This window comes from Erwinia sp. E602, assembly GCF_018141005.1.
GTDB lineage: Bacteria > Pseudomonadota > Gammaproteobacteria > Enterobacterales > Enterobacteriaceae > Erwinia.
Window position 1 is genome coordinate 1759012 of the sequence record NZ_CP046582.1, and the last position, 26903, is coordinate 1785914.

The 26903-nt window shown below is 62.5% G+C and carries 19 protein-coding genes, 1 tRNA gene, 1 pseudogene and 1 riboswitch; of the genes and pseudogenes, 13 read left to right on the top strand and 8 right to left on the bottom strand.

Annotated elements, in window-relative coordinates; all coding sequences use genetic code 11:
• Nucleotides 1-62: 62 nt before the first annotated feature.
• The 5 genes from GKQ23_RS09435 to GKQ23_RS09455 form a co-directional block, all read right to left on the bottom strand.
• The gene (locus GKQ23_RS09435; protein ID WP_056233040.1) at nt 63-809 is read right to left on the bottom strand and encodes an ABC transporter ATP-binding protein; all 747 of its coding nucleotides are present in this window, start codon (nt 807-809) and stop codon (nt 63-65) included.
• The gene (gene tenA, locus GKQ23_RS09440; protein WP_212410574.1) at nt 809-1522 is read right to left on the bottom strand and encodes a thiaminase II; all 714 of its coding nucleotides are present in this window, start codon (nt 1520-1522) and stop codon (nt 809-811) included. Before tenA ends, GKQ23_RS09435 begins: the two co-directional genes overlap by 1 nt.
• A 61-nt stretch (nt 1523-1583) precedes the next feature.
• Nucleotides 1584-1688: riboswitch (TPP riboswitch) on the bottom strand.
• 26 nt (nt 1689-1714) lie between these two features.
• Nucleotides 1715-2182, bottom strand: a complete 468-nt coding sequence (locus GKQ23_RS09445) for an HIT family protein (RefSeq protein WP_212410576.1) — start codon at nt 2180-2182, stop codon at nt 1715-1717.
• Nucleotides 2183-2420: 238 nt separating this feature from the next.
• Nucleotides 2421-4082: a methyl-accepting chemotaxis protein gene (locus tag GKQ23_RS09450; protein WP_212410579.1), complete on the bottom strand. Its 1662-nt coding sequence runs from the start codon at nt 4080-4082 to the stop codon at nt 2421-2423.
• Nucleotides 4083-4279: 197 nt separating this feature from the next.
• Entirely contained in the window at nt 4280-5041 is a 762-nt protein-coding gene (locus GKQ23_RS09455) for a DeoR/GlpR family DNA-binding transcription regulator (protein WP_101506394.1), read from the bottom strand.
• Nucleotides 5042-5286: 245 nt separating this feature from the next.
• Between GKQ23_RS09455 and GKQ23_RS09460 the strand changes: the two genes are divergently transcribed.
• Together GKQ23_RS09460 and GKQ23_RS09465 are read left to right on the top strand one after the other, a co-directional pair.
• Nucleotides 5287-6282, top strand: coding sequence for a Gfo/Idh/MocA family protein (locus GKQ23_RS09460; protein ID WP_212410581.1), 996 nt, complete (start codon nt 5287-5289; stop codon nt 6280-6282).
• Nucleotides 6279-7313 carry a Gfo/Idh/MocA family oxidoreductase gene (locus GKQ23_RS09465; RefSeq protein WP_233209023.1) on the top strand — a complete coding sequence of 345 codons (1035 nt, stop codon included), beginning with the start codon at nt 6279-6281 and terminating at the stop codon, nt 7311-7313. The genes GKQ23_RS09460 and GKQ23_RS09465 overlap by 4 nt, the downstream gene beginning before the upstream one ends.
• Here the strand turns inward: GKQ23_RS09465 and GKQ23_RS09470 are convergent.
• Nucleotides 7249-7620, bottom strand: a complete 372-nt coding sequence (locus tag GKQ23_RS09470) for a hypothetical protein (RefSeq protein WP_249168494.1) — start codon at nt 7618-7620, stop codon at nt 7249-7251. The two genes, GKQ23_RS09465 and GKQ23_RS09470, sit on opposite strands and share 65 nt — an antisense overlap.
• Nucleotides 7621-7754: 134 nt before the next feature.
• On the opposite strand from GKQ23_RS09470, the gene GKQ23_RS09475 reads away from it, so the two are divergent.
• The 4 genes from GKQ23_RS09475 to GKQ23_RS09490 all read left to right on the top strand — a co-directional run bounded on the left by GKQ23_RS09475 (nt 7755) and on the right by GKQ23_RS09490 (nt 13038).
• The gene (locus GKQ23_RS09475; RefSeq protein ID WP_233209022.1) at nt 7755-9392 is read left to right on the top strand and encodes an ABC transporter substrate-binding protein; all 1638 of its coding nucleotides are present in this window, start codon (nt 7755-7757) and stop codon (nt 9390-9392) included.
• Nucleotides 9393-9545: 153 nt separating this feature from the next.
• On the top strand, nt 9546-10562 hold the full coding sequence (locus GKQ23_RS09480) for an ABC transporter permease (RefSeq protein ID WP_056233018.1): 1017 nt from the start codon (nt 9546-9548) through the stop codon (nt 10560-10562).
• Nucleotides 10559-11401 (top strand): ABC transporter permease, encoded by an 843-nt coding sequence (locus tag GKQ23_RS09485; protein WP_101506391.1) that lies wholly within the window; start codon nt 10559-10561, stop codon nt 11399-11401. Before GKQ23_RS09480 ends, GKQ23_RS09485 begins: the two co-directional genes overlap by 4 nt.
• Nucleotides 11398-13038 carry an ABC transporter ATP-binding protein gene (locus GKQ23_RS09490; RefSeq protein ID WP_212410583.1) on the top strand — a complete coding sequence of 547 codons (1641 nt, stop codon included), beginning with the start codon at nt 11398-11400 and terminating at the stop codon, nt 13036-13038. Before GKQ23_RS09485 ends, GKQ23_RS09490 begins: the two co-directional genes overlap by 4 nt.
• A gap of 276 nt (nt 13039-13314) precedes the next feature.
• Here the strand turns inward: GKQ23_RS09490 and GKQ23_RS09495 are convergent.
• A tRNA-Asn gene (locus tag GKQ23_RS09495) sits at nt 13315-13390 on the bottom strand.
• A 305-nt stretch (nt 13391-13695) separates the two neighbouring features.
• Here GKQ23_RS09495 and GKQ23_RS09500 point away from each other — a divergent pair.
• From GKQ23_RS09500 to GKQ23_RS09520, 5 genes and pseudogenes are all read left to right on the top strand, one after another.
• Nucleotides 13696-14817, top strand: coding sequence for a Gfo/Idh/MocA family protein (locus GKQ23_RS09500; protein ID WP_212410585.1), 1122 nt, complete (start codon nt 13696-13698; stop codon nt 14815-14817).
• A 1615-nt stretch (nt 14818-16432) separates the two neighbouring features.
• Entirely contained in the window at nt 16433-17383 is a 951-nt protein-coding gene (gene fepB, locus GKQ23_RS09505) for a Fe2+-enterobactin ABC transporter substrate-binding protein (RefSeq protein ID WP_212411711.1), read from the top strand.
• Complete coding sequence (gene fepD, locus GKQ23_RS09510) at nt 17380-18423, top strand: Fe(3+)-siderophore ABC transporter permease (RefSeq protein ID WP_101506607.1); 1044 nt, start codon at nt 17380-17382, stop codon at nt 18421-18423. Before fepB ends, fepD begins: the two co-directional genes overlap by 4 nt.
• A pseudogene (gene fepG, locus GKQ23_RS09515) lies at nt 18416-19487 on the top strand (iron-enterobactin ABC transporter permease). Before fepD ends, fepG begins: the two are co-directional and overlap by 8 nt.
• Nucleotides 19487-20293: an ABC transporter ATP-binding protein gene (locus GKQ23_RS09520; RefSeq protein WP_101506609.1), complete on the top strand. Its 807-nt coding sequence runs from the start codon at nt 19487-19489 to the stop codon at nt 20291-20293. Before fepG ends, GKQ23_RS09520 begins: the two are co-directional and overlap by 1 nt.
• 161 nt (nt 20294-20454) lie before the next feature.
• Here the strand turns inward: GKQ23_RS09520 and fes are convergent, their stop codons facing one another.
• Complete coding sequence (fes, locus tag GKQ23_RS09525) at nt 20455-21804, bottom strand: enterochelin esterase (protein ID WP_249168495.1); 1350 nt, start codon at nt 21802-21804, stop codon at nt 20455-20457.
• A 296-nt stretch (nt 21805-22100) separates the two neighbouring features.
• On the opposite strand from fes, the gene GKQ23_RS09530 reads away from it, so the two are divergent.
• Together GKQ23_RS09530 and GKQ23_RS23845 are read left to right on the top strand one after the other, a co-directional pair.
• Nucleotides 22101-24308, top strand: a complete 2208-nt coding sequence (locus GKQ23_RS09530; protein WP_212410593.1) for a TonB-dependent siderophore receptor — start codon at nt 22101-22103, stop codon at nt 24306-24308.
• Nucleotides 24309-24599: 291 nt separating this feature from the next.
• The gene (locus GKQ23_RS23845) at nt 24600-26855 is read left to right on the top strand and encodes a sigma-54-dependent Fis family transcriptional regulator (protein WP_249168496.1); all 2256 of its coding nucleotides are present in this window, start codon (nt 24600-24602) and stop codon (nt 26853-26855) included.
• Nucleotides 26856-26903 lie beyond the last annotated feature (48 nt).

A 26903-nucleotide genomic window follows, 5' to 3' on the forward strand; every position in this document is an offset into this window, starting at 1 on the left:
GTTCACGGGGCATCATTCGGCTTCTCCGGTCAGCCAGCGGGTAGGGCGTCGTTCATGGAGCATCATTCGGCTTCCCCCGACAGCTGGCGCATCAGCTCGCCCTGGCTTCTCAGCAGATCGGCGTTATCCGGTGCGCGCGGCGGCAGCCCGGCGATAGTGTGGCCGTCATCAATGCCGCCTGGATGGCGGTGCAGCACCAGCAGGCGGTGGCTGAGTCGGCAGGCCTCCTGCGGATCGTGGGTGATCAGCAGCACCGTGCGCCCGGCCAGCAGCGTGGCCGCCAGCGTCTGAATGCTGGCGCGGGTAATCGCATCCAGCGCCGAAAACGGCTCATCCATCAGCACCACCGGCCGATCCTCATACAGTGTGCGGGCGATGGCGGCGCGCTGGCGCATGCCGCCGGAGAGCACCGCGGGCAGATCGTCGCCGTGGCCGCCGAGCCCTACCTGTTCCAGCAGCAGCTGCGCCCGCGACATATCCGGCCGCTCGCCGCGCAGGCGCGGGCCGAGAGTGATGTTCTGCAACACGCTGAGCCACGGATACAGCAGGTCCTGCTGGCCCATCCAGGCGATGCGCCCCGCAATCGGCTGGCCGTCGCTGCCGCTCACCGTGCCGCTACTGGCGTTCTCCAGCCCGGCAAGTATCTTCAGCAGGCTGGTCTTACCGGCACCGCTGGCCCCCAGCAGCGCAACAAAGCTGCCGCCGGTGATATCAAAACTCAGCCGCTCAAAGATGGTACGTGCGCCAAACCGCAGGCTGAGGTCGCGAACCTGAATGCCGGGCGGCGGGGTGGTTAACGGCTGTGACATTATCTGCGTTCCGCCTGGCCAACGGCGTTCAGCCCCATCTGCCAGAAGGCCGACTCCAGCCGGGTGGCGGTGGCGAAAATCTCCGTCAGCCGGGCATAGCGGCTTTCGGCACCGCGATCGCGGCCAGCCTGCTCCAGCAGATCGATCGAGGCGCGCACGCTGGCGTGATAGCCGCTGTCGCCGTAGTTGGCGATCCACGAGGCGTAAGGATTGCCCTCCAGCACCGTGGCCGGGCTGCGTAACAGTGTCAGGCCAATCTCGGCGTAACCGGCCACGCAGGGCAGCAGCGCCGCCAGCAGATCCAGCGCGTCGCCTGAGTGGCCGATATCCAGCACGTAGCGGGTGTAGTTGATGGTCTCCATCGCTTCCGGCTCGGCGGCCATCTGCGCTTCGTTCAGCCCCCAGCTCTCGCAGTAGCCGACGTGCAGCGGCAGTTCGCCGACGATGCCGTTCAGCGAAGCGGTGGCGGCACGCATCTCCGGCAGCGTATGGAACTTGCTGACCAGCAGCGCATAGGCGCGGGCGAAGTGGACGAGGAACAGATAGTCCTGGGTCAGATAGCGGCGAAACGCCTCGTGGGGCAGGGTGCCCGCGCCCAGCTGCTGCACAAACGGATGGTTAACGTAGTGCTGCCAGTCGGCGTTGGTTGCGGCGCGCAGGCGGCCAAACAGCCCGTGGCTGAAATCAATAGGAGAAGCGGAATTATAGTACATAGGACCTCCAGTCAGTGTATGGAGATCCGGGCGTAATGGCGCGCTGAACAGGCAGTCTGGTGCTGTGGTGTCGACCCGTCCCTTCGCTGGCATGACCCAGATCAGGTTCAAAGGGTTCGGCATTGCTGCCATCTCAGCCCATCACAGGACACCCCTCGGAGGCGGTTGTTATACGATATTTAAAATGTTAATTCAACGGGGTTGATTCTGTGGGCATCTGCTGAGAAGCGCATCACCCAACAAAGTGGCAATCTTATGCTTCAGCGCGCCGTGTTGATCTTCCCTGTAAGGGGGAGCCGTTTTCCAGTCATAAAACCAGACCGGCATTCTGCGCTTCTGTTCCGGTTCAGACGCATAGCGCGGGAAGAGATGGCAGTGCAGTTCCGGTTCAGAGTTGCCCAGAATTTCATAGTTAATCCGCAACGCCCCTGTTGCCGCTAACATGGCATCTCCCAGTAGAGCCATATCCAGCAGATACTGTTGCCGGGCTGCTGTATCCAGATCGTTGAGAGCCGGCACCACCGGGTCAGGCAACAGCAGGCAGTAACCGGTCAGGAACTGAACATCACCCATCACCGCCCAACCGGACGGCATACGACAGATAACTTTATCGTTAGTGCCATTTCTGGCGGACGCAACGCGCTGTGAAATCAGTGACATTCGAGTCTCCTGTTAAGTAATGGAGCGGAGTAATCTATCCGTTAGCGCCGGGATAAGTGGACTGACCACCCTTTGCAGACGGGGTAGATGAAATCTCTGATATGTCAGCTGAACGTCCCTGAGAGGCACCCCGACTCACATTTCCCACAATGGCGGAGATTTCAGTATGAGTACATCACAAGCGCTGACGTACCAGCGCTTGTGACAGGTGTGTTCTCAGGTGCCGGGGCGCAAAAACTTAAAAGCTTTCCCAGTTTACTTTACTCGCGTCTGCGGCAGGCAAATGGGGTTTTTTTGGAGCCTGAGACGTTCGGCTAAGCGGGGCCTGAGTCCGTGGCACGGCACGGGTAGTATCCTCTTCCAGGGTAAACGTGGAGACCAGTTCGGAAAGGGTTTCCGACTGCTCCTGCAGGGATTTTGATGCCGCGGACGCTTCTTCCACCAGCGAGGCGTTCTGTTGTGTGACTTCATCCATCTGCCCGATGGCCTGATGAACCTGCTCAATGCCTTTACTCTGTTCAGAGGTTGCTGCAGCAATTTCATTAACCAGATCGGCCACCTGCTGAATCGCCGTGCTGACATTTTCTGTATTGCCGCCAACCTGCGTTGCCTGTTCCAGTCCCTGCTCGACCTGTGAAACGGAAACTGAAATCAGGTCCTTGATCTCGCGCGCGGCAGAAGAAGAGCGCTGTGCCAGGTTACGCACCTCAGAAGCCACCACCGCAAACCCTCTGCCGTGCTCACCTGCGCGTGCGGCCTCAACCGCCGCGTTAAGCGCCAGGATATTGGTCTGGAATGAAATTCCTTCAATCAGCCCGGTGATTTCAGAAATTTTTGCTGAGCTGCCGCGAATATCGGACATGGTTTCCAGCATCTGACTGACGGCATTGCCGTTCTGCCGGGAGAGATCGTTCGCATTATTCGCCAGCGTGCTGGCCTGGACCGCACCCTCTGCGTTCTGCCTGACGGTATCGCTTAAGGTGGCCATGCTGGCGGCAGTCTGCTCCAGCGACGCTGCCTGCTGCTCGGTGCGTGAAGACAGATCTTCATTACCTGCGGCGATCTGGGTAGAGCCCGTGCTGACAGACTGTGCCGCATGGTTCACCGACACCAGGGTTGTCGAAACCTTTTTAAGCAGGTTGTTGAACGCCGTGGCGGTTTGCCCGATTTCATCATTTCTCAGCACGGAAGCCACTCGCGTCAGGTCAAGTGTATTACTGACCTCGGTCATGGTGTTTTGCATACTGTTCAGGCTGCGCTTAATGCCAAGGATGATTCGGACAGAAAACAGACCAAGCAGCAGAATGACGGCGAGCGAAACACCGGTCATGATCCAAAACGTTTGCGAGTAGATCCGCTTATTTATGACTCTTAATTCATCACCAATTTTAATATTTAAATCAATCTGCCTGGTAAATGCTGACTCCATTTTTCTGGTGGCTGCACCCACGCCATTCTCCCCTTTGAGCAGGTCCAGAGAAACCGCATCATTGTTATTGCTGGCGGAAGCGGTTAAAAAAGCAGGCAGGGCTGCACGAACGGCATCGATATTCGCGAATGCCTGCTCGGTCATCATCTTATCCTCATCGCTGGAGATGTCGTTCGCCATGTAATAATCGGTAAGCGATTTCAACGTGTCCATCAGGCCGTTGATCCTCTGCTCGGCGGCGGTCTTGTCGGCGTTGTTAGTCGCCGTCTGATGGCGGTACAGCGCAATGCCCAGCTGATTGGTCGCACTGATTGATTTGTTCAGATCTTTGATACTGGGTATCGCATTCGCCTGGACAAATTCAAAGCGCGACTGAAAACCCGAGATCACCGAGAGTGAAACGGCAACCAGTGAGAAAAGGGATAATGCCAGCAGAAAAAATGCCAACAACAAACGTTGTGTGATAGTCATATAAACCCTGATGTAAAGTTAAAAAATACAGTTCTGGGTTATCGGCGTCGTCTGACAAGGCTTTAATTAATTATTTATCCTGTATTTACCGAAGGTGCCTTGATGTTTTTTAAAGATGGGCTAAGCGTGGCGCAGGGGTTAATGCCCTGGCCAGTTTGAAAATTATTTATTTATGAACGCAGCTGTCTGTTTTTTGATCAAAATGAGTCTTTATCCACCACCAGCAACTCAATCTCAAACCGCTCAATCAGCGCCAGAATAGTCTGCGGCGGCGTGCGGTCGGTGACGATCTGATCGATATCCGCCCAGCCGCACGACTGGTGCATCAGCTGCGTATTGAATTTCTCAAACGCGGTGATGCACACCACCTTGCGTGCCTGCTGCGCCATCGCCAGCTTAAGCTGCGCGTCGGCTTCGGTTTCGGTGGTGATGCCGGCGGCCGACAGCGCGCTGACGCCGATAATCGCCCGATCGGCGTGATACTGGCGGATCTGCGCCACGGTGGTGCTGCCGAGGATGGCGTGCGAGTGGGCGTCGAGGCTGCCGCCGAGCACGGTAATGGCGACGTACGGCTTGCCGATCGCCTCGTTCAGCACCTCCGGCGAGTTGGTGATCACCGTCGCGGGCAGGGTCAGCTGGCGGGCGAGGGCGACCGAAGTGGTACCGGCGTCGATAAACAGGATCTCGTTGCTGGCGATGGTCTGTACCGCCCCCTGCGCCAGGCGCTGCTTCGTCTCGTCAAACTGCGGGCGGTTAACAAAGGGCACGCCCACCCGCGTTTCGGCCAGAATCGCCCCACCGCGTATGCGCATAATCTGCGGGTTGTGGCTCAGCCTGACCAGATCGCGCCGCGCGGAATCGGTCGAGATACCGTACTGCTGGCAGATCTCCTCCAGCGTCACCTTGCCCTGGCGCTTTATCCGTTGTTCCAGCTCAATCAGCCGCTCATCCTGGGTCATATCACGTCCGTCAGTTACGCTTAAGGGGCAGGTGCGTTACGCCAACCGCTGACGCACCCGTTGCCATAAAATGGCATATCGCTTAAGTGATTGTAAGTGATTTTGCTTTATTATGCGCGTTTTTATGCTATTAATAAGCGATTGCGATCTCAGGGCGCGGGATTGTGGCCGCCGGAGGGCTGGCCGCAGAGGCTGATAGCGGCCCGCTGCCCTGAGGCAGAATCAGAACATTAACGAGGGGTATCATGAAATTAGCCATTCTTGGAACGGGTAAGATGGTGCAGGACCTGCTGACCACCCTGCATAAGGTAGAGATTGAATCCCTGTCGCTGCTGGCCACCGTTCGCAGCCGCGCGCACGCGGAGCAGCTGGCGGCAACGTACGGCATCGGCGCGGTGTTTTACGACTACGCAGAGCTGCTGGCCAGCGACGTGGATACGGTCTATATCGCCCTGCCAAACCACCTGCACTTTACCTTCGCCCGCCAGGCGCTGCAGGCCGGTAAACACCTGATCATCGAAAAACCGATCACCAGCAACGCCACCGAGCTGGCGGCGCTGAGCGCGCTGGCGGCAGAAAAGCAGCTGATGGTGCTGGAAGCGATGAACGTGCATGCGCTGCCCAGCTACCGCGCGCTGCGTGAGTCGCTGCCGGCGCTGGGCGAGCTGCGGCTGGTCAGCCTCAACTACAGCCAGTACTCCTCGCGCTACGCGGCGTTCCAGGCCGGCGAGGTACACGCGGCCTTTGACCCGCAGAAGTCGGGCGGCGCGCTGATGGATATCAATATCTACAACGTCCACTTCGCCATCGGCCTGTTTGGCAAGCCGCAGGCGGTCAGCTATCAGGCCAATATTCAGCGCGGTATCGATACCAGCGGCGTGATGATCCTCGACTACGGCAGCTTTAAGTGCGTGTGCATCGGGGCCAAAGACTGCCAGGCCCCGACCGTGTCGGTGCTGCAGGGCGAAAAGGCCAGCATCAGCCTGACGCTTCCGGTCAGCCAGGCGGTCAGCTTTGATCTGATCCGTCACGATGGCAGCAGCGAACACTACGACTTTACCGACGGGGAACACCGCCTGCTGTATGAGTTCCGGGAGTTTGCCCGCATCATCGACGGCCGCGATTTTGCTAGCGCAGAAAAAATGCTCACCGTCAGCCGCCAGGTGGCCGAGGTGATGGAAGAGGGCCGCCGGCAGCAGGGGATCGTCTTCCCGGCCGACGAAGCGGGAGCGGTATCATGAGCATGACAGAGAAACTGACCATTGGCTTTATCGGCAACGGCAAAAGCACCAACCGCTATCATCTGCCGTTTGTGCTGACGCGGGCCGATAAGATCGCCGTGAAAACCATTTACGCCCGCCGGTTAACCGCCGGTGAGTGGCCGCGCCAGGCCGGGGTTGACTACACCGACGACCTGCAACTGCTGCTGGGCGACCCGGCGGTCCAGCTGGTGGTGATCACTACCCCTTCCGCCAGCCACTTTTCGCTGGCAGAACAGGTGCTGCTGGCCGGCAAACACTGCGTGGTGGAGAAACCCTTTACCGCCACGCTGGCCGAAGCCGAACGGCTGTTTGCGCTGGCGGCAGAGCGCGGGCTGATGATCCAGTGCTATCAGAACCGCCGCTTCGACAGCGACTACCTGACCACCCGCAGGGTGATCGACTCCGGCGTGCTCGGCGAGCTGCTGGAGCTGGAGATGCACTACGACTACTTCCGCCCGGAGGTGCCGCAGTCGGTCACGCACTTCAGCCAGATCGACTCTTACCTGTATGGCCACGGCTGCCACACCCTCGATCAGGTGATCGCCTGGTTTGGCGAGCCGGACCGCGTGCACTACGACGTGCGCCAGCTGCTGGGGCCGGGGCGAATGAACGACTATTTTGATGTCGATCTCTATTACCGCAGCCTGAAGGTGTCGGTGAAATCCAGCTATTTCCGGGTTAAAGAGCGCCCGAGCTTTGTGGTTTACGGCAGCAAAGGCACGTTTGTTAAGCACAAAAAAGATCGTCAGGAGGAGCACCTGAAGCTGTTTTATCTGCCGCATCAGCCCGGGTTTGGCCTTGATACGCCGGAAGAGTACGGCGTGCTGAGCTGGGTGGACGAGCAGGGCGTATTCCACGAACAGAAGGTGGTCTCTGAGCGCGGCGACTACGCGCGCTATTACGACGCCCTGTACGACACGCTGATCCACGGGCAGCCAAAGCTGGTCAGCGACCAGCAGACGCTGTTGCAGATCCGCCTGCTGGAAGAGGGAATTCAGGGGCTGAGCTAACTTCCGCCAGCCTGGACCCAATGCTCAGCATCACGATGCAGATAACAAACCACACCGCCACGACCGGGCCGACAAAGCGCAGCCACTTGCCGAACGGAATACCGGCGGTGGCCAGCACCGCCATCAGCACCCCGGAGGTGGGGCTGATGCAGTTCACAATGCCTTCACCCAGCAGCACCGTCTGCACCATAACCTGACGTGTCAGGTCAGGGTTGTCACCGAGCGGTGAGAAGATCGGGATCAGCAGCGCAGATTCACCGGAACCGGACGAGATGCCGAAGTGCATCAGCGCAGCGCTGATAAACATGCCAATCGCCGCCGCCGATCGCCTGAGGGTATATCCGCACCGTGGCAGAGGATAGGAAGTATTGATATTTAGCGCTCATCGCCTTTTATGGAACTATCCAGAAAACTCTGGTTAAAAAATAAAAGGATAGGGACGTGCAACAAGGCCATCGTTACGCTTCACTGTTTCACTCGTTCCGGCTGCGCCGCCTCGCGCTGCCGCTGCTGTTTGCCGGGGCGCTCAGCGCCTGCGACCAGCCGGATGCGGCCAGCACGGCGGATGCAAAACCGCTGACGCCGGTCTCCGGCGGCAAACTGACCCTCGCCATTGATACCGACCCTAACTGCCTCGATCCGCAGCAGGCCGGCAACAACAACTCGCTCAACGTCGGCCGGCAGATCACCGACTCGCTGACCGATCAGGACCCGCAGAGCGGCAAAATCGTTCCCTGGCTGGCCAGCGCCTGGCAGGTCAGCGACGATAACCGCCGCTTCACCTTTACCCTGCGCGACGGCGTGACCTTCAGCGACGGCACGCCGTTTACCTCCGCCTCGGTGAAGGAGAACCTGCAGGCCATCGTGGCGTTAGGTGCCCGCGCTTCGCTCGGCTCCACCTATCTGAAGGGGCTGACCGGCGTGGAAACCCCGGACGCGCAGCACGTCACCGTAGTGTTTGCCCAGCCCAACGCCCAGTTCCTGCAGGCGACCTCGACCATGAGCCTCGGCTTTTTCGCCAGTAAAACGGTGCAGGCGTCGGCGGAAGCGCGCTGCCAGGGCGAACTGATCGGCACCGGGCCTTTTGTCGTCTCCGCCTTTGTGCACAACCAGAAGGTGGACCTCACCCGTCGCAGCGGCTATCAGTGGCCGTCGTCGCTGGCGCAGCACCAGGGTGAAAGCTACCTGGAAGCGATCGAGTACCGGGTGATCCCGGAGTCCGGCGTGCGCTTCGGCAGCCTGGTCTCGGGCCAGCTGGATCTCAACGCCGGCGTCACGCCGCAGGATGAGCCGCTGATCCTGGCGAAAGATCTGCCGATTATCGCCCGCGCCAACCCCGGGGTGGTCTACAGCCTGTTCCCTAACCAGTCAAAGGCGCTGATGGCGGATAAAAACGTGCGTCAGGCGCTTAACCTGGCCATCGACCGCGCCGCGCTGCAGCCGATCCTGTCGCGCTACCAGTCACCGGCCAGCTCGGTGCTGGCGAAAACCACTCCGCTGTACGAGGACCTCAGCGGCCAGCTGAAGGCGGATCTGCCTGCGGCGAAGGCGCTGCTGGAGCAGGGCGGCTGGCAGGCCGGCGCTGACGGCATTCGGGTTAAGGACGGCCAGCGGCTGAGCTTTACCGTCAGCTACTGGCAGTCGGCTCCCTTTATTGAACTGGTGCAGCAGCAGCTGAAGCTGGCCGGCATTGAGATGCAGCTGGAGAAGACGCCGATTGCCCAGGTGGTGGCCCGCCAGGCCAGCGGCAGCCTGGTCGCCGAGTTTTACAACCTGACGCGTTCCGATCCGGACGTGCTGCGCACGGTGTTTGACGCCAGCCCGGGCGGGCGCAACGTCAATAAACGTGCCGCGAACGCCATCGATACCGCGCTGTACCAGTCCAGCCAGACGCTGGATACGCAGCAGCGCCAGGCGCTGATTAGTGAAGCCGCGCGCGGGCTGATCGCCGACGGTGACGCTATTCCGCTGGTCGAACTGTCGACGGTGGTCGCCACCGGCAGCAACGTGCACGGATTCCGTTTTGACGCGTCGTCACGCTTCCAGCTGTACGACGCCTGGCTGGCACCAAAATCCTGAACCGGGGCGGTAACGCGGGAACGGGGAAGGGTGGGAGATAACCGATAAGTGTCTGAGAACGGTGAGAACCGATCGGTGAAAACCGAGGGTAAGCACCGATAAATGCCAGAGACTGGTGAGAACCGAGCGGTGACAATCGAGGAGTATTAACCGATGAGTGAGAACAGTGCACAGACGGCACCGCCGGATCCTTCTGTGGTCAGCCGTGCGCCGCGCCCGCAGCTCCACTGGCTGCTAAAGCGGGTGCTGATGAGCCTGGCGGTGCTGTGGGCGGCGTATACGCTGACCTTCTTTATCCTCTATATCCTGCCGTCCGATCCGGTCACCATCATGCTGAACCAGGGCGAGCAGAGCACGGTGGATATTGCCCAGCTGAACGCGCTGAAGGCGCAGTACCACCTCGACCAGCCGTTTTATCTGCAGTATGCCTGGTCGCTGTGGGACCTGCTGCACGGCGATCTGGGCAGCTCGATCGTCATCGGTAAGCCGGTCACCGCGCTGCTGTTACAGGCGCTGCCGCCGACCCTGCTGCTGGCGCTGTGTGCGCTGGTGCTGGCGCTGCCGCTTGGCGGCGGGCTGGCGGCGGGGATCAGCGTACTGCCGGCCGGTCGGCTGAAGGCGGCGCTGCTGGCGCTGCCGTCGCTGGGGGCGGCGTTGCCGACCTTCTGGCTCGGGCTGCTGCTGCTGCAGGCCTTCTCCTTCAGCAACGCGTGGTTTCCGGCGATGGGCAATCAGGGCTGGCGGTCGCTGGTGTTACCCGCGATAACGCTGGCGCTGCCGACGGCGGCAACGCTGGCACAGGTATTAAATCGTTCGCTGAGTGAAGTGTGGCGCAGGCCGTTTATCGACGCGCTGCGGCTGAAGGGGGCGGGCACGGCGCACCTTCTGTGGCGGCACGTGCTGCCCAACGCGGCGATCCCGCTGCTGACGCTGACCGGGATGATCTTCGGCCACCTGCTGGCCGGCGCGGTGATCACCGAAACTATCTTCTCGCGCGAAGGCGTCGGGCGGCTGGCGCAGGGCGCGGTCTCCACCCAGGATATTCCGCTGGTGCAGGGGGTGGTGCTGACCGCCGCGGCGATCTTTGTGCTGGTCAACTTTATCGTCGATCTGCTCTATCCGCTGCTAGACCCGCGGATTAGCCACGCTTCGGCCGGAGGGGCACGATGAGCCTGATCTTACCCGGCGAACGCCGACTGAGCAGCCGGCGGCGGCTGGCCGTCACGCTGTGGCTGAGCCTGCTGGTGCTGCTGCTGGTGGCGCTGTGGGGCATCGCTCCCGGCCTCTTCGCCGGGCAGGACCCGCTGGTCGGGGTGCCGCAGCAGGCGCTGCAGCCGCCCTCCGCCGCCCACTGGTTTGGCACCGACCATTTAGGCCGCGACATTTACAGCCGCACGGTGTCTGGTACCGCGCTGACCCTGCAGGCGACGCTGTTTTCGGTGGCGATTGCGCTGCTGGCCGGGGCCGGTATCGGGGTGACCGCCGGTTACGCTGGCGGCCGCACCGATCGCCTGTTTATGCGGGCGATTGACGTGCTGATGGCCATTCCCAGCCTGCTGCTGGCGATGGCCATCGTCACCGTGCTCGGCTTCGGCACGCTGAATATCGCCGTAGCCGTCGGGCTGTCGTCGGTGGCGACCTTTGCCCGCCTGGCGCGCGGCGAAGTGCTGCGCAGCAAGGTGAACCTGTTTGTCGAGGCGGCGCGGGCCGGCGGCGTCAGCCATCTGACCATAATCCGCCGCCACATTATCCCGCACGCGCTGGCACCGGTGCTGTCGCTGGCCGCGCTGGAGCTGGGCTTCGCCCTGCTGTCGGTGTCGTCGCTGAGCTTCCTTGGCTTTGGCGCACCGCCGCCGCAGCCGGAGTGGGGGCTGCTGGTCGCCGAAGGGCGCAACTACATTGCCGCCGCCTGGTGGTACACCACGCTGCCGGGGCTGATGATCGTGCTGGCGGTACTGGCCACCAACCGGGTGGCGGGCTTTATTCAGGACCAGGCGGAGGAACGATGAGCCAGACCCTGCAACAGATTAATCAGCCAGCGCTGCTGAAGGTTGAACAGCTGAGCATTGACTATGCGCTGGCGGACGGCCAGACGCTGCGCGCCGTCGACGGCCTTGACCTGCAGATCGCCGCCGGCGAGGTGCTGGCGATCGTCGGCGGCTCCGGCTCGGGAAAATCCACCACCGCCTCGGCGCTGGTGGGCCTGCTGGGCAGAAGCGCCCGCCGGGTGAGCGGCGCGATAACCCTCGGCGGCCAGCCGCTGGAAAACGCCAGCCAGCGGCAGTGGCAGCGGCTGCGCGGGCTGGAGATTGGCTTTGTGCCGCAGGACCCGGCGCAGGCGCTGAACCCGATCCAGACCATCGGCACGCAGATGCGCGAGGCGCTGACCCTGCACGGCGTGCCGAAAAATCAGGCGGCGCTGCGGGTGGAAAGCCTGCTGGCCGAGGTCGGGCTGAGCGACGCGCAGCGGGTGCTGCACAGCTATCCGCACCAGCTCTCCGGCGGCATGCGCCAGCGCGTGCTGCTGGCGATGGCGATGAGCCACCACCCTAAGCTGATAATCGCCGATGAGCCGACCAGCGCGCTGGACGTCAGCGTGCAGAAGCAGGTGCTGGATGCACTGGATGAGATGGTGCGCGGCAGGGGCATTGCCCTGCTGCTGATCACCCACGACCTGCAGGTGGCGCTGGAGCGTGCCGACCGGGTGCTGGTGATGCAGCAGGGTAAGGTGGTGGAGAGCGGCCCGGCCGCCGCGCTGTTTACCCAGCCGCGCCACCCTTACACCCGCCAGCTGCTGCAGGCCTCGCCGGCCTTCTTCGCCGTGCCGCCGCGCCGGGCGGTTAAGACGCAACAGGTGCTGCTGCGCGCCGAAGGGCTGGTGAAACGGTTCCCGGCACAGGGCGGTCGCGGGCTGTTTACCGCCGTCGACGGCGTCTCCTTTCCGCTGCTGCGCGGCACCACCACCAGCCTGGTGGGCGAGTCCGGTTCGGGCAAGTCGACCACCGTGCGCCTGCTGCTCGGGCTGGAAACGGCGGATGCCGGGCGGATAGAATTCGACGGTCAGGACGTCAGCCACCCCTCGCGCGCCGAGCGCCACGCGTTTCGCCGTCGGGTGCAGGTGGTTTATCAGAACCCCTATGCGTCGCTGAACCCAAAACTGACTCTGGAAGAGATTATCACCGAGCCGCTGGAGGCGTTTCGGATCGGCGACCGCCGCAGCCGCCGCGCGCGCGCCGCAGAGCTGATGGACAGCGTAGAGCTGCCGCAGCGCCTGCTGGCATCCCGGCCGGGGGCGCTATCCGGCGGCCAGCGGCAGCGGGTGGCGATCGCCCGTGCGCTGGCCATTGCGCCGGAGCTGGTGGTGCTGGATGAACCGGTATCGGCGCTGGACGCCGCGGTGCAGTCGCAGATCCTGACCCTGCTGGACCGCCTGCAGCGCGAGCTGGGGCTGAGCTATCTGCTGATCTCCCACGACCTGGCGGTGATCCGGCAAATCTCCGACTACGTGGTGGTGATGCAGCGCGGGCGGGTGGTCGAGCAGGGCAGTGCGGAGACGTTATTTACCGACCCGCAGGCGGCGTACACGCGGCAGCTGTTAAGCCATGTGCCGGGCGGAGGAGAGAGATGGCTGAGCGACGTTAGCTGAGCAGGCGATCTCCAGTCTGCCTGAGCCGCTCCATCACGGCGACCACATCATCCCGCCGCCGCCCCCGATCGACCTGGATCGTGGTCACCGAATATGCTTTGGGTGCTACGTCACAACCATTGGGAATAGCAGAATAGACATGAGCTGAATCTCTGCCCGTGGAGCTGCAAACCAGGCTGCCGGGTATCGGGCACCGAACCGCCTAGCGGGAGTTAGCAGGTGATGCCGATAAAGCAAAAACCCCGCTCAGGTTTCCCTGAGCGGGGTTTTCAAATTTGGCTCCTCTGACTGGACTCGAACCAGTGACATACGGATTAACAGTCCGCCGTTCTACCGACTGAACTACAGAGGAATCGTGTGAACGGGGCGGATATTATCGGGGTGTGGGGGGGATGTCAAAGCCTGATCTGAGAATTTAGTTCAACTGCTGAATTAATCATCATTTTGTCGTGGTTTTGTGCTTTTCAGACTTTTTATCTGCGTTTTGCGCCTTGTCTGGCAGCCTGTAGCACGCGTTGCAGTGCTGTTGCAGGTTTTTTCGCAAGCGCGATCACGATTACTCTCTTTTCAGTTTGAGTTGGCGATAAACGGAATATACATTCCATCCCAGTTGCACGTTTATTTCATTTTTGTAACCCCTACGCTTAAGGACCCACCATGCAAAAAGTCAGAATCGGATTGATCGGCACCGGCTATATCGGACGTTGCCACGCCATTGCTTACGCTCAGGCACCGACGGTGTTTAACCTGAAAGGCGAGCTGGTGCGCGAGATGGTGGCGGAAGTTACCCCGGAGCTGGCGCGGGAAAAGGCGGAGGCCTTTGGCTTTAACCGTTCCACCGGCGACTGGCGTGAGCTGGTGGCCGATCCAGACATCGACGTGGTCGACATTTGCGCGCCGAATTTCCTGCATAAAGAGATGGCGCTGGAAGCGATTCGTCACGGCAAGCACGTCTATTCTGAAAAGCCGCTGGCGCTGGACGTGGCGGACGCCGAAGAGATGGTGCGTGCTGCACAGCAGGCCGGAGTGAAAACGCTGGTCGGCTTTAACTATATGAAGAACCCGACCAGCCAGCTGGCGAAAGAGATCATTGCCCGCGGTGAGATCGGTGAGGTGGTGCACTTCTATGGCACCCACAATGAAGATTATCTGGCCAATCCGTCCACACCGCTGGACTGGCACTGCCAGAAGGCGCTGGCCGGTCTCGGCGCGCTGGGCGACCTGGCGGCCCATATCGTCAATATGGCGCACTATCTGGTGGGCAATATCGACCAGGTGAGCGGCGATATGATGACGGTGATCAAACAGCGCCCGGATCCGAAGAACCCGGCGGTGCTGCGCGACGTGGAGAACGAAGATCAGGCCAGCGCGCTGCTGCGTTTTGACAACGGCGCGCACGGCGTGATTGAAACCTCACGTATCGCCTGCGGCAGCAAGATGGGGCTGACCTACGTGGTCACCGGCACCAAAGGTACGCTTCGTTATACTCAGGAGCGGATGGCGGAGCTGGAGCTGTATATCCACGATGAGCCCGCCGGCCGTCAGGGCTTTAAAACTATTCTTACCGGCCCGGCGCACCCGGATTATGCCAATTTCTGCATCTCTGCCGGGCACGGTATCGGCTTTAACGATCAGAAGACCGTGGAAGTTCGCGATCTGATTAACGGTATTGCGGCCGGTGACCGCATGTGGCCAGACTTCGCCGAAGGGCTGCAGGTGTCGAAGGTGCTGGAAGCGATCGCCGTATCGGCGACTGAAGGGCGCTGGATTAACGTCTAATCAGAGCGAAACAGGGTTGCTGGTCGCTTCAGATTTTGGGGCCCGGCTAATCGGGGCGTGGCTTTTGGGCCGGGTCGCTTCGGGTTCAGGTGCCTGACTAATCGGAGTGTGGCTTTTGGGCCGGATCGCTTCGGGTTCAGGTGCCCGGCTAATCGGGGTGTGGCTTTTGGGCCGCTGGTCGCTGCGGGTTCCGGTGCCTGGTTAATCGGGGGGTGGCTTTTGGGCCGCTGGTCGCTGCGGGTTTCGGTACCTGGCTAATCGGGGTTTATCCGGAACGCGGACACGCCAGTGACGTCCCTGGGCTCTGCCGGGCACGTCCGTGTGCCCGAAGGTCCGCTTATCCGGATAAACCCCGATTGCCTGCTATTTTCTGCGTCGCTGTTTTAAAACCAGACAAAAAAAAATCAAATAAACCAAATCAAACTAAATCAGACCAAATCAGACAGCTTCCACTACTTAATCTTCGGTATCCTGCCCAACCCCAAGCCCAACCCCAACCCCAAGCCCAACCCCAAGCCCAACCCCAAGCCCAACCCCAAGCCCAGTCCGACACCAAAAGCTACGCCTTTAAGGCAGCAACACAATAGCTCACAGGGAGGACGCGGGCGAAAAGGTTAGCCGGGCGTGCGGCGCAGGGAGCGCCGCCCGAGCTTACAGGGACGTACTTGCAGCGTCCCGGCGTTCTTTTCGCCTGCGGCCGAACCCACCACCAGAACAGGAAGCTACGCCTTTAATACAGCAACGCATCAGCCGAACCCACCACCAGAACAGAAAGCTGCGCCTTTAAGACAGTAACGCAACAGCCGAACCCACCACCAGAGCAGGAAGCTACGCCTTTAAGACAGCAACACAACAGCTCACAGGGAGGACGCGGGCGAAAAGGTTAGCCGGGCGTGCGGCGCAGGGAGCGCCGCCCGAGCTTACATGGACGTACTTGCAGCGTCCCGGCGTTCTTTTCGCCCACGGCCGAACCCATCACCAGAACAGAAAGCTGCGCCTTTAATACAACAACGCAACAGCCGAACCCACCACCAGAACAGAAAGCTGCGCCTTTAAGACAGCAACGCAACAGCCGAACCCACCACCAGAACAGAAAGCTGCGCCTTTAAGACAGCAACGCAACAGCCGAACCCACCACCAGAACAGGAAGCTACGCCTTTAATACAGCAACGCATCAGCCGAACCCACCACCAGAACAGAAAGCTGCGCCTTTAATACAGCAACGCATCAGCTGAACCCACCACGAGAGCAGGAAGCTACGCCCTTAAGACAGCAACGCAACAGCCAACAGGGAGGACGCGGGCGAAAAGGGTAGCCAGGGGAATGGAAATGGGAAAGGACAACTGCGTGGCTGCAGTGCAAAGCGTTTGATTTCACTGCGTCTGCAGGTATGATAATAAGACTCATTTTCAGTCAGTTGATCGCCATGAATTTCTCCTCTTCCGCTCTGCGCCGCGCGATGACCTTCACCTCGCTACTGCTCGTTCTTGCCGTTAGCGGCTGCGATAATACGCAATCGGATCCAAACACCACCGCGCCAGCTGCGCAAGCGCACTCTGATTCAGCGACGGCGTCAGCCACGGATGATCATCACGTGGAACCGCCGCAGGCCGCGATGCAGAAAGGCAACGACCAGGCTCAGGCTGCACCTCAGCAAAACAACGCTCAGCCGTCAGCCAGCGGCTGGCCGCGTACCCTGCAAACGCCGCAGGGGCCATTAACCCTGCAGCAGCAACCCCAGCGCATCGTCTCAACCAGCGTGACGCTGACCGGCACGCTGCTGGCAATTAACGCGCCGCTGGTGGGATCGGGGGCGACCGCGCGCAGGACGTCGGTGGCCGACGATCGCGGCTTTTTCACCCAGTGCAGCCAGGTGGCATCCGAACGCGGCCTGCAGCCGCTCTATGTCAGTGAACCGAATGCGGAGGCCATCGCCGCTGCGGCACCGGATCTGATCGTCATTGCGGCGACCGGCGGCGATTCGGCGGTGAAACTGCAGGAGCAGCTGGCGGCGATAGCGCCGGTGCTGGTGGTCGACTACGGCGATAAAAGCTGGCAGCAGCTGGCGGCGGAGCTGGGTGCGGCCACCGGCCATGAGACCGATGCAAAACGGGTCAGCGAGCGCTTTGCGCAGCGCGTGCAGCGGGTGAAACAGGCGATTACCCTGCCGCCGCAGCCGGTGTCGGCGCTGGTTTATTATGAGGACGGGCGCGGGGTCAACCTGTGGACCCCGGCCTCGGCGCAGGGCAAGCTGCTCACTGAACTGGGCTTCAGCCTGGCAATGCCGCCGGCGGAGGTGCATGGCGGCAGCAGCATGGGCAGGCGCAACGATATTATCCAGCTCTCGGGCGAAACGATGGCGGCGGGAATAACGGGTCAGTCAGTGCTGCTGTTTGCCACCGACGACGACACGGTGGCTAAGGTATTGAGCAACCCGTTCCTGGCAGCGCTGCCGCCGGTGATGGCGAAGCGGGTATGGGCGTTCGGGCCGGACACCTTCAGGCTGGATTACTACAGCGCCAGCAACCTGCTGGAGCGCATTGAACAGCGCTTTAAAACGCCGTGAGCCCTGCAATCCTGAGCGGATCTTCTGCGCCCGACCGCGCCTCGCGATCGCGGCTACCCGCGATCGCCCTGGCACTGCTGGTGCTGCTGCTGGTCAGCATCGCCAGCCTGTTTATCGGTGCGAAAAGCATCGCGCCGGCGGTGGTCTGGCACAGCCTGAGCGGCCAGCTGCACAGCGCGGACGCTACCCTGATTATTGAGGCGCGGCTGCCGCGTACCCTGGCCGGGCTGCTGGTCGGCCTGGCGCTGGGCGGGGCAGGGGCGGTGATCCAGGCGCTGACCCGCAACCCGCTGGCCGATCCGGGCATCCTCGGCGTTAACGCCGGGGCCAGCTTTGCCATGGTACTGGGCATCACGCTGTTTAACGTCAGCGGCATGGCGGGCTGGCTGGGGCTGGCGTGGGCCGGCGCGCTGCTGGCCAGCGTGGCGGTATGGCTGATCGGCTCGCTCGGCGGCGGGCGGGTCAGTCCGGTGCGGCTGACGCTGGCCGGGGTGGCGCTGACCGCGGTGCTTAACGGTTTCACTTCATCGGTCTCGCTGCTTAACCCGCAAACCTATGACCAGCTGCGCTTCTGGCAGGCCGGCACGCTGGATATTCGCTCGGTGGACAACCTGTTGCTGGTGGCGCCGGCGATTATCGTCGGCCTGCTGCTGGCGCTGGCCACGCCGCGATCGCTGAATGCGCTAAGCATGGGCGAAGAGCTGGCGGCGGCGCTGGGCACCCGGGTGATTGCGGTGCGCCTGCTGGCGCTGCTGGCGGTGACGCTGCTCTGTGGATCGGCCACCGCGCTGGTCGGCCCGATCGCCTTTATCGGGCTGATGGTGCCGCACATTGCCCGGCGCTGGGCCGGGCCGGATCAGCGCTGGATATTAGTCGGGTCGCTGCTGCTGGCGCCGATCCTGCTGTTGACGGCGGATATCGCCGGGCGGCTGATGGTCAGCGGCGAGCTGCGGGTTTCGGTGGTCACCGCGCTGTTTGGCGCACCGGTGCTGATCTGGCTGGTACGCCGTCAAAAATCGTCAGGAGCCGCCGATGTCTGATTCTGTTGTGTTGATCGGCCGGCGCGGCGGCCCGCTCAGCCTGCGGCTGTCGCGGCGGGTACTGTGGGTTAACTTAATTCTGCTGCTGCTGGCGCTGCTGACCGGGCTGTTTGCCCTGGCGCACGGTACGCTGACGGTGACGCCGGGCCAGCTGTGGCAGGCGCTGCAGGGCGAAGGGCCGCGCGGAGTGGTGACGGTGATTACCCAGTGGCGCGCGCCGCGGGTGGTGCTGGCGCTGGTGCTCGGTGCCGCGCTGGGCGTCAGCGGCGCGATTTTCCAGTCGGCGATCCGCAACCCGCTCGGCAGCCCGGACGTGATCGGCTTTAATACCGGTGCTTACACCGGCGCGCTGGTGGCGATCGTGCTGTTTAACGGCGGCTTTTATCAGACCGCCTTCGGCGCGCTGCTGGGCGGCATTGCCGCCGCCGCGCTGGTCTGGCTGCTGGCCTGGCGGCAGGGCATCGCCGGATTTCGCCTGATTATCGTCGGCATCGGCGTTGGTGCGGTGCTGTCGGCGCTCAACACCTGGCTGATTATCAGCGCTTCGCTGGAGAAGGCGATGAGTGCCGCGCTGTGGGGCGCAGGCACGCTGAACGGCCTGACCTGGGCAAAAGGGCAGCCGGCGCTGCTGGTGGTGCCGCTGACGCTGGTCGCGGTGCTGCTGGCGGGCCGCCGCCTGCAGCTGATGGAGATGGGGGACGACAGCGCCCGCGCGCTGGGCATCAACACCGGGCGCAGCCGCCTGCAGCTGATGTTTGGTGCGATCGTGCTCACCGCCGTTGCCACCGCCACCGCCGGGCCGATTGCCTTTATCGCGCTGGCCGCGCCGCAGATCGCCCGGCGGCTCACCGCCGCGCCCGGCGTGCCGCTGTTCTCGGCGGCTCACCGCCGCGCCCGGCGTGCCGCTGTTCTCGGCGGCCACCACCGGCGCGCTGCTGCTGCTGCTGGCCGACGCTCTCGCCCAGCAGGGATTTAACGGGATACAGCTGCCGGTCGGTGCCGTCACCGTCAGCATCGGCGGCCTGTATCTGATCGGATTACTAATCAGGGAGTCACGACGTTGATGGATACTATCTCAGCCCGCCTGCAGGCCACCGGCCTGACGCTGGCCTATGAACAGAAGGTGATCGCCCGCGACCTCAGCGTGCAGATCCCGGACCGCAAGTTCACGGTGATTATCGGGCCGAACGCCTGCGGCAAGTCAACGCTGCTGCGCTCGCTGTGCCGCCTGCTCAGACCGCGCAGCGGCCAGGTGCTGCTGGACGGTCAGGATATTCACCAGATGGAGACCAAAGCGCTGGCGCGTCAGCTTGGCCTGCTGCCGCAGCACGCTATCGTGCCGGAGGGGATTAGCGTCGCCGATCTGGTGGCGCGCGGGCGTTATCCGCATCAGAGCCTGCTGCGCCAGTGGAGCGAGGCCGATCACCAGGCGGTCGAGGCGGCAATGGCGGCGACTAACGTCAGCGATCTGGCGCAGCGCAGCGTAGACGAACTCTCCGGCGGCCAGCGGCAGCGGGTGTGGGTGGCGATGGTGCTGGCGCAGCAGACGCCGCTGCTGCTGCTGGATGAGCCCACCACCTGGCTGGACATCGCCCATCAGATCGAGCTGCTGGATCTGTTCCGCGAGCTGAACCAGCAGCACGGCCACACGCTGGTGGCGGTGCTGCACGATCTCAACCAGGCCTGCCGCTACGCCGACCATCTGATCGTAATGCGCGCTGGCACGATCGTGGCGGAAGGCAAACCGGCGGAGATTATCAGCGCCGCGCTGGTGCAGCAGGTGTTTGGCATGGCGAGCGTGATCGTTGACGATCCGGTGTCACACACGCCGATGATCGTCCCGTGCGGGCGCTATCACCGCCCCGGATAACTGGCCGCAGCGCGCAGCCCGTGTGGGCAACGGGTGGGGCCAGGGGCATCGGTGACCGTCAGACGCTATGCGCCAGGCAGCGGATCACGGGTGCAGACGCAGGGTGACCGCTCAGGCAGACCCTGTCCGGCACCTGAGCATCAGGCCGCTACGGTAGCCGATCAGGCATCAGTGGCGTGCTCATCTGTGGCGATCGTCAGGTCGGCCAGCAGCCAGCGCATGCCGTCGATCAGGCCGCCGCGCCAGCACAAACCATCGTGGCCGCCGGCGTAGATGCGAAAATAAATCGCGTGACCGCCCGGCTGCAGCGCTTCATGCATCTGCTGGCTGAGCGCCGCCATATCGCCTTCGCGGTCGCCGGCCTCCATAAAGATCTTCAGCCGCGACGGCGGCAGCGCGCCGCTTTGCACCTGCGCGGTCAGCCAGCCGGTTTGCCCGTTCAGATCGCCGTTAAACTCTTTAATCAGCCGTACTTCCGGCCACCAGAATGAGCCGGACTGGCTGAGCACCCGACCAAAGCGCTGCGGCCAGTGCAGCCCGGCGTACAGCGCCGCCAGCCCGCCGTAGCTCTGCCCGGCCACCACCGTGTGGTCGGCCTGCCCGCTGAACGACACCTTTTCCCTTACCAGCGGCAGCAGCTCCTGCTGCAGCGCCTGCCAGAACGCCGCGTTACAGGGCAGCTCCTGCTCGCGGTGGTGCATCGTGATCGCGTCAACAAACAGCCAGACCGCCGGCGGCAGCTGGCCGCTCTCCGTGGCGCAGTCCAGCGCGGCAAAGGCCGGCTGCCCCTCCACCCAGTTCTGCCCGTCAAGCAGGATTGCCAGCGGCCGCGTCTCCGGGGTCGGGTTGGTACCGGTGGTGTAGATCCAGATGCGGCGTCGGTTGCCCAGCAGTTTGCTCTCCCAGCTGAAGCTGTGCAGGCGCTGCGGGTCGGCCAGCGCCGGTTGACCGGCGTCCAGCTGATGCCAGGCCGACTGCTCCTGCGCGCGCGGCATATGGGCGGCAGAGAGCGGATGGCGCTGGCTGCTGTAGTGCGGCGCACGGGGGTTAAGCGGATCGGCGATGGCAAACGGGAACAGCGAAATCCACCATTCGCGCTGCTGATGCGCGCGCGCGGCGGCATCGCCGCTGAAGGCGGGCGGCAGCTGGGCGCTGCCCGCCGGGATCAGGCAATAGCTGCCGCGCCAGCGGGCGTCGACCGTGACTGACCAGTGCCAGACGTCGGTGCCCGGCAGGCGGTGCAGGCTCTGCGGCTGTGGGTGATGATGATCGGTGACGCAGTTAATGCTGATATAGACCTGACGCACCGGCGAACGCGTTTCATCGCCTGCCGGATCGCGCCAGAAAAAGCTTATCAGCAGCGCGTCGTCGTCCGCTGTTTCGATCAGCGGCGTACCGCAGTGCGCCAGTTCTCGCCACCAGGCCTCTTCCCCGACGTGGTCAGCGGCCAGCCAGCCGGCGGCACAGCCGCGCGGCTGCGCGTGAGGGAGCAGCGACTTCGCGTTTATCACGATTTTTTCCTTAGTTCACAGTGAGATGTCGACAGGTTATCTGCATCGGCATCGACAAATATAATAATGCTAATCTGAATAGTATTGAGAACTATTTACATTTGCAATAATATGCGTTCGCGCTGCTGATAATGGTGCTAACTCCTGTGGGTGTAAGGCTTTTTTCGCGCAGCAATAAAAGTAACCCACCCTGCTGGGGCGAAGGGTTACCCATGTTCGCCGGATCGCGCCTAAAAAAGGGCGACCGGCCTTCTCTGGTGTTTATTTAGCAAGGCTGTCGTAAGACAGGGATAACGATGAAGACTGAACAAAATAAACCGGCAAAATCCGCTATAACCCTTCCCGCTGAGGCCTGCGGAGTGCGCCTGCTGCTGGCGTCCTCGCTGCTGCTGTTGCCCGCCATCCATGCCGTGGCCGCGGCGGACGCAACGCTGACCGTAACCGCTGAGGCTGGCGAAAGCGTCACCGCGCCGTCCGGCGGTATTGTGGCGAAAGAGAGCGCTGCCGGCACCAAAAGCGCCACTCCGCTGCGCAAAACCCCGCAGGCGATCTCGGTGGTCACCCGCGAGCAGATGGACGACCAGCGGCCGGCCTCGGTTGCCGACGCACTGAGATACAGCAGCGGCGTGGTCACCAACTATCGCGGTAACTCCAACCGCAACGATGAGGTGATCAGCCGCGGCTTCCGCTACGCGCCGAAGCTGCTGGACGGCCTGCACTTTGGTCTTTCCAGCGAAAACGGTGGCGCAGGGCAGTTCGATCCGTGGCTGCTGGAGCGGGTGGAGATGGTGCACGGCCCGGCCTCAGTGCTCTATGGCCAGGTCAGCCCGGGCGGGCTGCTGGTGATGACCAGCAAACGACCGACGGCGGAGAGCATTCATGAAGTGAAGCTCAGCACCGGCAATCATCACCTGGGCGAGGCGGCGTTTGATTTTGGCGGGCGCTTAAATGATGACAATACGCTGTTCTACCGTCTGAACGGCATCGGCAGCATTAAGCATGAAGAGGTGAAGGGCAATAAGCAGCAGCGCATCGCCATCGCCCCGGCCATCACCTGGCTGCCAAATGAAGACACCAGCTTCACGCTGCTGACCAGCTACCAGTATGAACCGAACGCCGGGTCGCGTAACTTCCTGCCGGCGCTGGGCACGCTGCTGCCGACCAGCGTCGGGTATATCCCGTATGACTACAACGTCAACGCCAACGATCCAGAGTATTACAAATCGCACCGCAGGCAGCTGTCGATCGGCTACGAGCTGGATCACAGCTTTAACGAGGCGCTCTCCTTCCAGCAGAACCTGCGCTACACCCACCGCGATGAAGACTATAAATATATCGTTTATACCTTCAACGATGATGCCAACGACCATACCATCGGCCGCCGCCCGCAGCATGAAACCGCGCTGACCAACGAAGTGGGGGTGGATAACCATCTGAAAGGGCTGTTTGCCACCGGCGACGTGCAGCATACGGTGCTGGGTGGGGTGGATTACCGCTACAGCCACGTGAACACGCGGATTACCCGTCAGGATGCCGACTACACCGACTGGAGCAATCCGGTTGATATTGACGTCAATGAGAGCGCGTTCTACACCTCGCTGGACACGCAGAAAACCCTGAATCAGGTGGGCGTCTATCTGCAGGATCAGCTGGAGTGGAACAGATTTAACCTGCTGATCTCCGGTCGTAACGACTGGTCGCAGGGGCGTCTGTGGGACCGCACCAGCGGCGGCACCGATAAAACCGTTAACGACAGCAAGTTCACTTACCGCACCGGCCTGCTGTACGCCTTTGACTCCGGCGTTTCACCGTACGTCAGCTACAGTACCTCGTTCGAACCGGTGCTGGAGAACGCCAGACCGGGCAGCGGCCCGCTGAAGCCGACCACCGGTAAGCAGGCGGAGATCGGCGTTAAGTATCAGCCCACCGGCAGTGATGCGATGATCACCGTCTCGCTGTTTGATATTGAGCAGAAGAACGTCGCCGACTTCTACTGGGACAGCGCGCTCGCTACCAGCTACTACCGCCAGATCGGTAAGGTACGTTCGAAAGGCGTGGAAACCGAACTGCACGCGCAGCCGGTTCCTGAGGTAAAGCTGACCGCCGCCTATACCTACACCGCCGTGGTCACCAAAGAGTCGGTGGATGCCTCGCAGGTCGGCCACAGCCCGGCGGCAATCCCGCGCCATGCGGCTTCGGCCTGGGGCAGCTACAGCGTCCTCAACGGCCCGCTGGACGGCCTTACCCTGGGTGCAGGCGTGCGCTATACCGGTACCGCGCCGGGCAGCGACGACGGGGTTTACACCGTACCGCACTACACGTTGTATGACGCGATGGCGCAGTATGAACTGGGTAAAGCGGTGCCTTCACTGCGCGGCGCCACGCTGCAGCTCAACGTGCAGAACCTCAGTGACAAGCATTATGTGGCCTCCTGCAGCGGTGACTCCGCCTGCTTCTACGGCACCGGTCGCTCGGTAATTGCGTCAGTTGACTACAAATGGTAACGCCTTCAGGGCGGTTGTCTGACGCTTTGTTATGACAACCTGCCTTTAATCATCCGGGCCGCCTCTACAGGCGGCTTTTTTCTGGCATTTTTTGAACCCCGTCCGCGTTTTTTAACGGCTAACCGCGCTGGCTTTGCGGCACCGCACCGAAGCCTTACCAGACTGGTAAAAAAATTCCCGCGAATGTTCAGACCCGTTACGCATGGCGACGTCGTCCGGGCAAAACGGTGTATGATAACGGCCCACGTCAGCCGCGCCAGCCAACTATTGATGTCGCCACAGGAGGATCCCGTGAATCAGCACCAGCGTGAACATATTGCCACCGTGATGGCACACCTGTCTGAACCTGCACGCTGGCTGGCCCGTTCGCCGCAGGAGCAGCTGATCGGCGACTCCTGGCAGCGCTGCGTCACGCATCACGGTCTTGAGCCGGGGCGCATGCAGGAGGCGCGCATCCTGCCGTGGCAGCAGCTGCGCGAACACCGCCAGCGTATGGAGGAGTTCCGCCATATCGCCCACCACGGCCTGACGCAGCTCTATCAGCAGATCGCAGCGGCCGGCTACGTGCTGCTGCTGACCGACGCCAGCGGCATTACTGTAGATTACCTGGGCGATGCCCACGCGGAGGTCAGCCTGCGCCGCGCCGGGCTGTTTCTTGGCGCAGAGTGGACCGAAGCGGTAGCCGGCACCTGTGCGGTCGGCACCGCGCTGGCTACCGGCAGGGCGCTGACCGTGCACCAGACCGATCACTTCGATGCAACCCATATCCCGCTGACCTGCAGCGCCGTACCGCTGTTCGATCCCGAGGGGCAGCTGCAGGCGATTCTGGATATTTCGGCGCTCAGCTCGCCGCAGCCGCGCGCCAGCCAGCATCTGGCGCTGCAGCTTGCTCAGGTCTGGGCTGCGCGTATTGAGAACGCCTGGTTTGCCCATCGTCACCAGAACAACTGGACGCTGCAGCTCAGTGCGGGTGCACCCTTTGTCGGTGGCAGCCCGGAATTTTTGATCGCCTTCGACGATCGCGGACGGCTGGTCGGCCACAACCACCGTGGCCAGCGCCTGCTGGAAGGCGAGCTGGGGCTTAGCGCGCCGCCGCCGGGTGACAAAAGCGCGCTGCTGGGGATGCCGATCGAGCGTCTGTTCAACACCACCCTCGACTGCCTGCCGCAGTGGCTGGCCGGCGGGCAGCCTGCCACGCTGGATCAGGCGCGCAGCGGCGATAAGCTGTTTGTCACGGCGGTTGCACCGCTGCGGCCGGCACGCCGCGCCGCGCACGTATCTGCGGACCTGCACGCTGCACGAGAGGGCGTTAACCGCCCGTCCGCGTCCGCCGTTCTGCATGCAGCCTGCGGTGTCGCTGACCGTCCCGCCGCGGGCGCGTCTGCCGATCTGCACGCAGCGCGCGGTGTCGCGAACCGGCCCACCGCGCACGCGTGCGCAGAACTGCCCGCACCGCTGGCGGCACTGTGTGGCGGCGATGCGGCCCTGCATCAGCAGCTGCAGCGTGCCGCCCGGCTGCTTAGCGCCTCGCTGAACCTGGTGGTGCAGGGTGAAACCGGCAGCGGCAAAGAGTACTTTGCCCGTGCCTTCCACCAGGCCAGCGATCGCCGGGCACGGCCGTTTATCGCCGTTAACTGCGCGGCGATCCCGGCACAGCTGATCGAGAGTGAACTGTTTGGCCATCTGCCCGGCAGCTTCTCCGGTGCCGGCAGTAAGGCGCGGGCGGGACTGATCCAGGCCGCAGACGGCGGCACGCTGTTCCTCGATGAGATCGGCGATATGCCGCTGGAGATGCAGACCCGGCTGCTGCGGGTGCTGGCGGAAAAAGAGGTGCTGCCGGTGGGGGGAACGCGGCCGGTGAGGGTGGATATTCGGGTGATTTCGGCCTCGCACCATCGGCTTGAGCAACGGGTGGATCAGGGGCATTTTCGCGCCGATCTGTTCTGGCGCTTGCAGGGCGCACGCGTGACGCTGCCCGCACTCCGCGATCGCAGCGATCTGGACTGGCTGATCGACACGCTGCTGGACGGTAAAGCGGAGCTGGCACCCGCCGCGCGCCGCTGTGTACAGCAACATCGCTGGCCCGGTAATCTGCGCGAACTGCGTAACGCGCTGGACTACGCCAGCGCGATGAGCCTGAACGGGCGTATTGAACCTGCCGATCTGCCGGACACGCTGCAGATGAGCGGGCAGGGCATCGCCAGTGCAGAGATTTTTCCCCGTGCCGCAGCGGCGCAGGATCTTGTTATGAACTCAGCTACGTCCGGGGCGTCTCAACAGGGGGCGCTGTCGTATGCCGGTGCGGCAGACCATCCGGCAGCCCCTGCGACCGGGCACGCCGGCGCGTCAGGTCACGGAGCTGCCGCCGCCTGCAGCGGACAGAAAAACCCACCGGGCTTACCGCCGGAAGCGCAGGAGCTGGAGCAGCATCTGCACGCCGCCCGCTGGAACCACAGCGCCGTGGCGCGCCTGCTCGGTATCAGCCGAATGACGCTCTACCGCCGTATGCAGCGATACGGCATACGGTCGCCGCTGCACAGGAGTTAATGGGGGCGTATTGAGCAGGGGCACATACTGTGGGAAGAGTAACCTGCG

Excerpts from the sequence above, each read along its gene's own strand:
- GKQ23_RS09435 (WP_056233040.1), bottom strand. The coding sequence starts at position 809 with ATGTCACAGCCGTTAACCACCCCGCCGCCCGGCATTCAGGTTCGCGAC.
- GKQ23_RS09530 (WP_212410593.1), top strand. The coding sequence starts at position 22,101 with ATGAAGACTGAACAAAATAAACCGGCAAAATCCGCTATAACCCTTCCC.
- GKQ23_RS09445 (WP_212410576.1), bottom strand. The coding sequence starts at position 2,182 with ATGTCACTGATTTCACAGCGCGTTGCGTCCGCCAGAAATGGCACTAAC.
- GKQ23_RS09450 (WP_212410579.1), bottom strand. The coding sequence starts at position 4,082 with ATGACTATCACACAACGTTTGTTGTTGGCATTTTTTCTGCTGGCATTA.
- tenA (WP_212410574.1), bottom strand. The coding sequence starts at position 1,522 with ATGTACTATAATTCCGCTTCTCCTATTGATTTCAGCCACGGGCTGTTT.
- GKQ23_RS09465 (WP_233209023.1), top strand. The coding sequence starts at position 6,279 with ATGAGCATGACAGAGAAACTGACCATTGGCTTTATCGGCAACGGCAAA.
- GKQ23_RS09470 (WP_249168494.1), bottom strand. The coding sequence starts at position 7,620 with ATGTTTATCAGCGCTGCGCTGATGCACTTCGGCATCTCGTCCGGTTCC.
- GKQ23_RS09520 (WP_101506609.1), top strand. The coding sequence starts at position 19,487 with ATGGATACTATCTCAGCCCGCCTGCAGGCCACCGGCCTGACGCTGGCC.
- GKQ23_RS09485 (WP_101506391.1), top strand. The coding sequence starts at position 10,559 with ATGAGCCTGATCTTACCCGGCGAACGCCGACTGAGCAGCCGGCGGCGG.
- GKQ23_RS09480 (WP_056233018.1), top strand. The coding sequence starts at position 9,546 with ATGAGTGAGAACAGTGCACAGACGGCACCGCCGGATCCTTCTGTGGTC.
- fepB (WP_212411711.1), top strand. The coding sequence starts at position 16,433 with ATGCAGAAAGGCAACGACCAGGCTCAGGCTGCACCTCAGCAAAACAAC.
- GKQ23_RS09500 (WP_212410585.1), top strand. The coding sequence starts at position 13,696 with ATGCAAAAAGTCAGAATCGGATTGATCGGCACCGGCTATATCGGACGT.
- GKQ23_RS09490 (WP_212410583.1), top strand. The coding sequence starts at position 11,398 with ATGAGCCAGACCCTGCAACAGATTAATCAGCCAGCGCTGCTGAAGGTT.
- GKQ23_RS09455 (WP_101506394.1), bottom strand. The coding sequence starts at position 5,041 with ATGACCCAGGATGAGCGGCTGATTGAGCTGGAACAACGGATAAAGCGC.
- GKQ23_RS09460 (WP_212410581.1), top strand. The coding sequence starts at position 5,287 with ATGAAATTAGCCATTCTTGGAACGGGTAAGATGGTGCAGGACCTGCTG.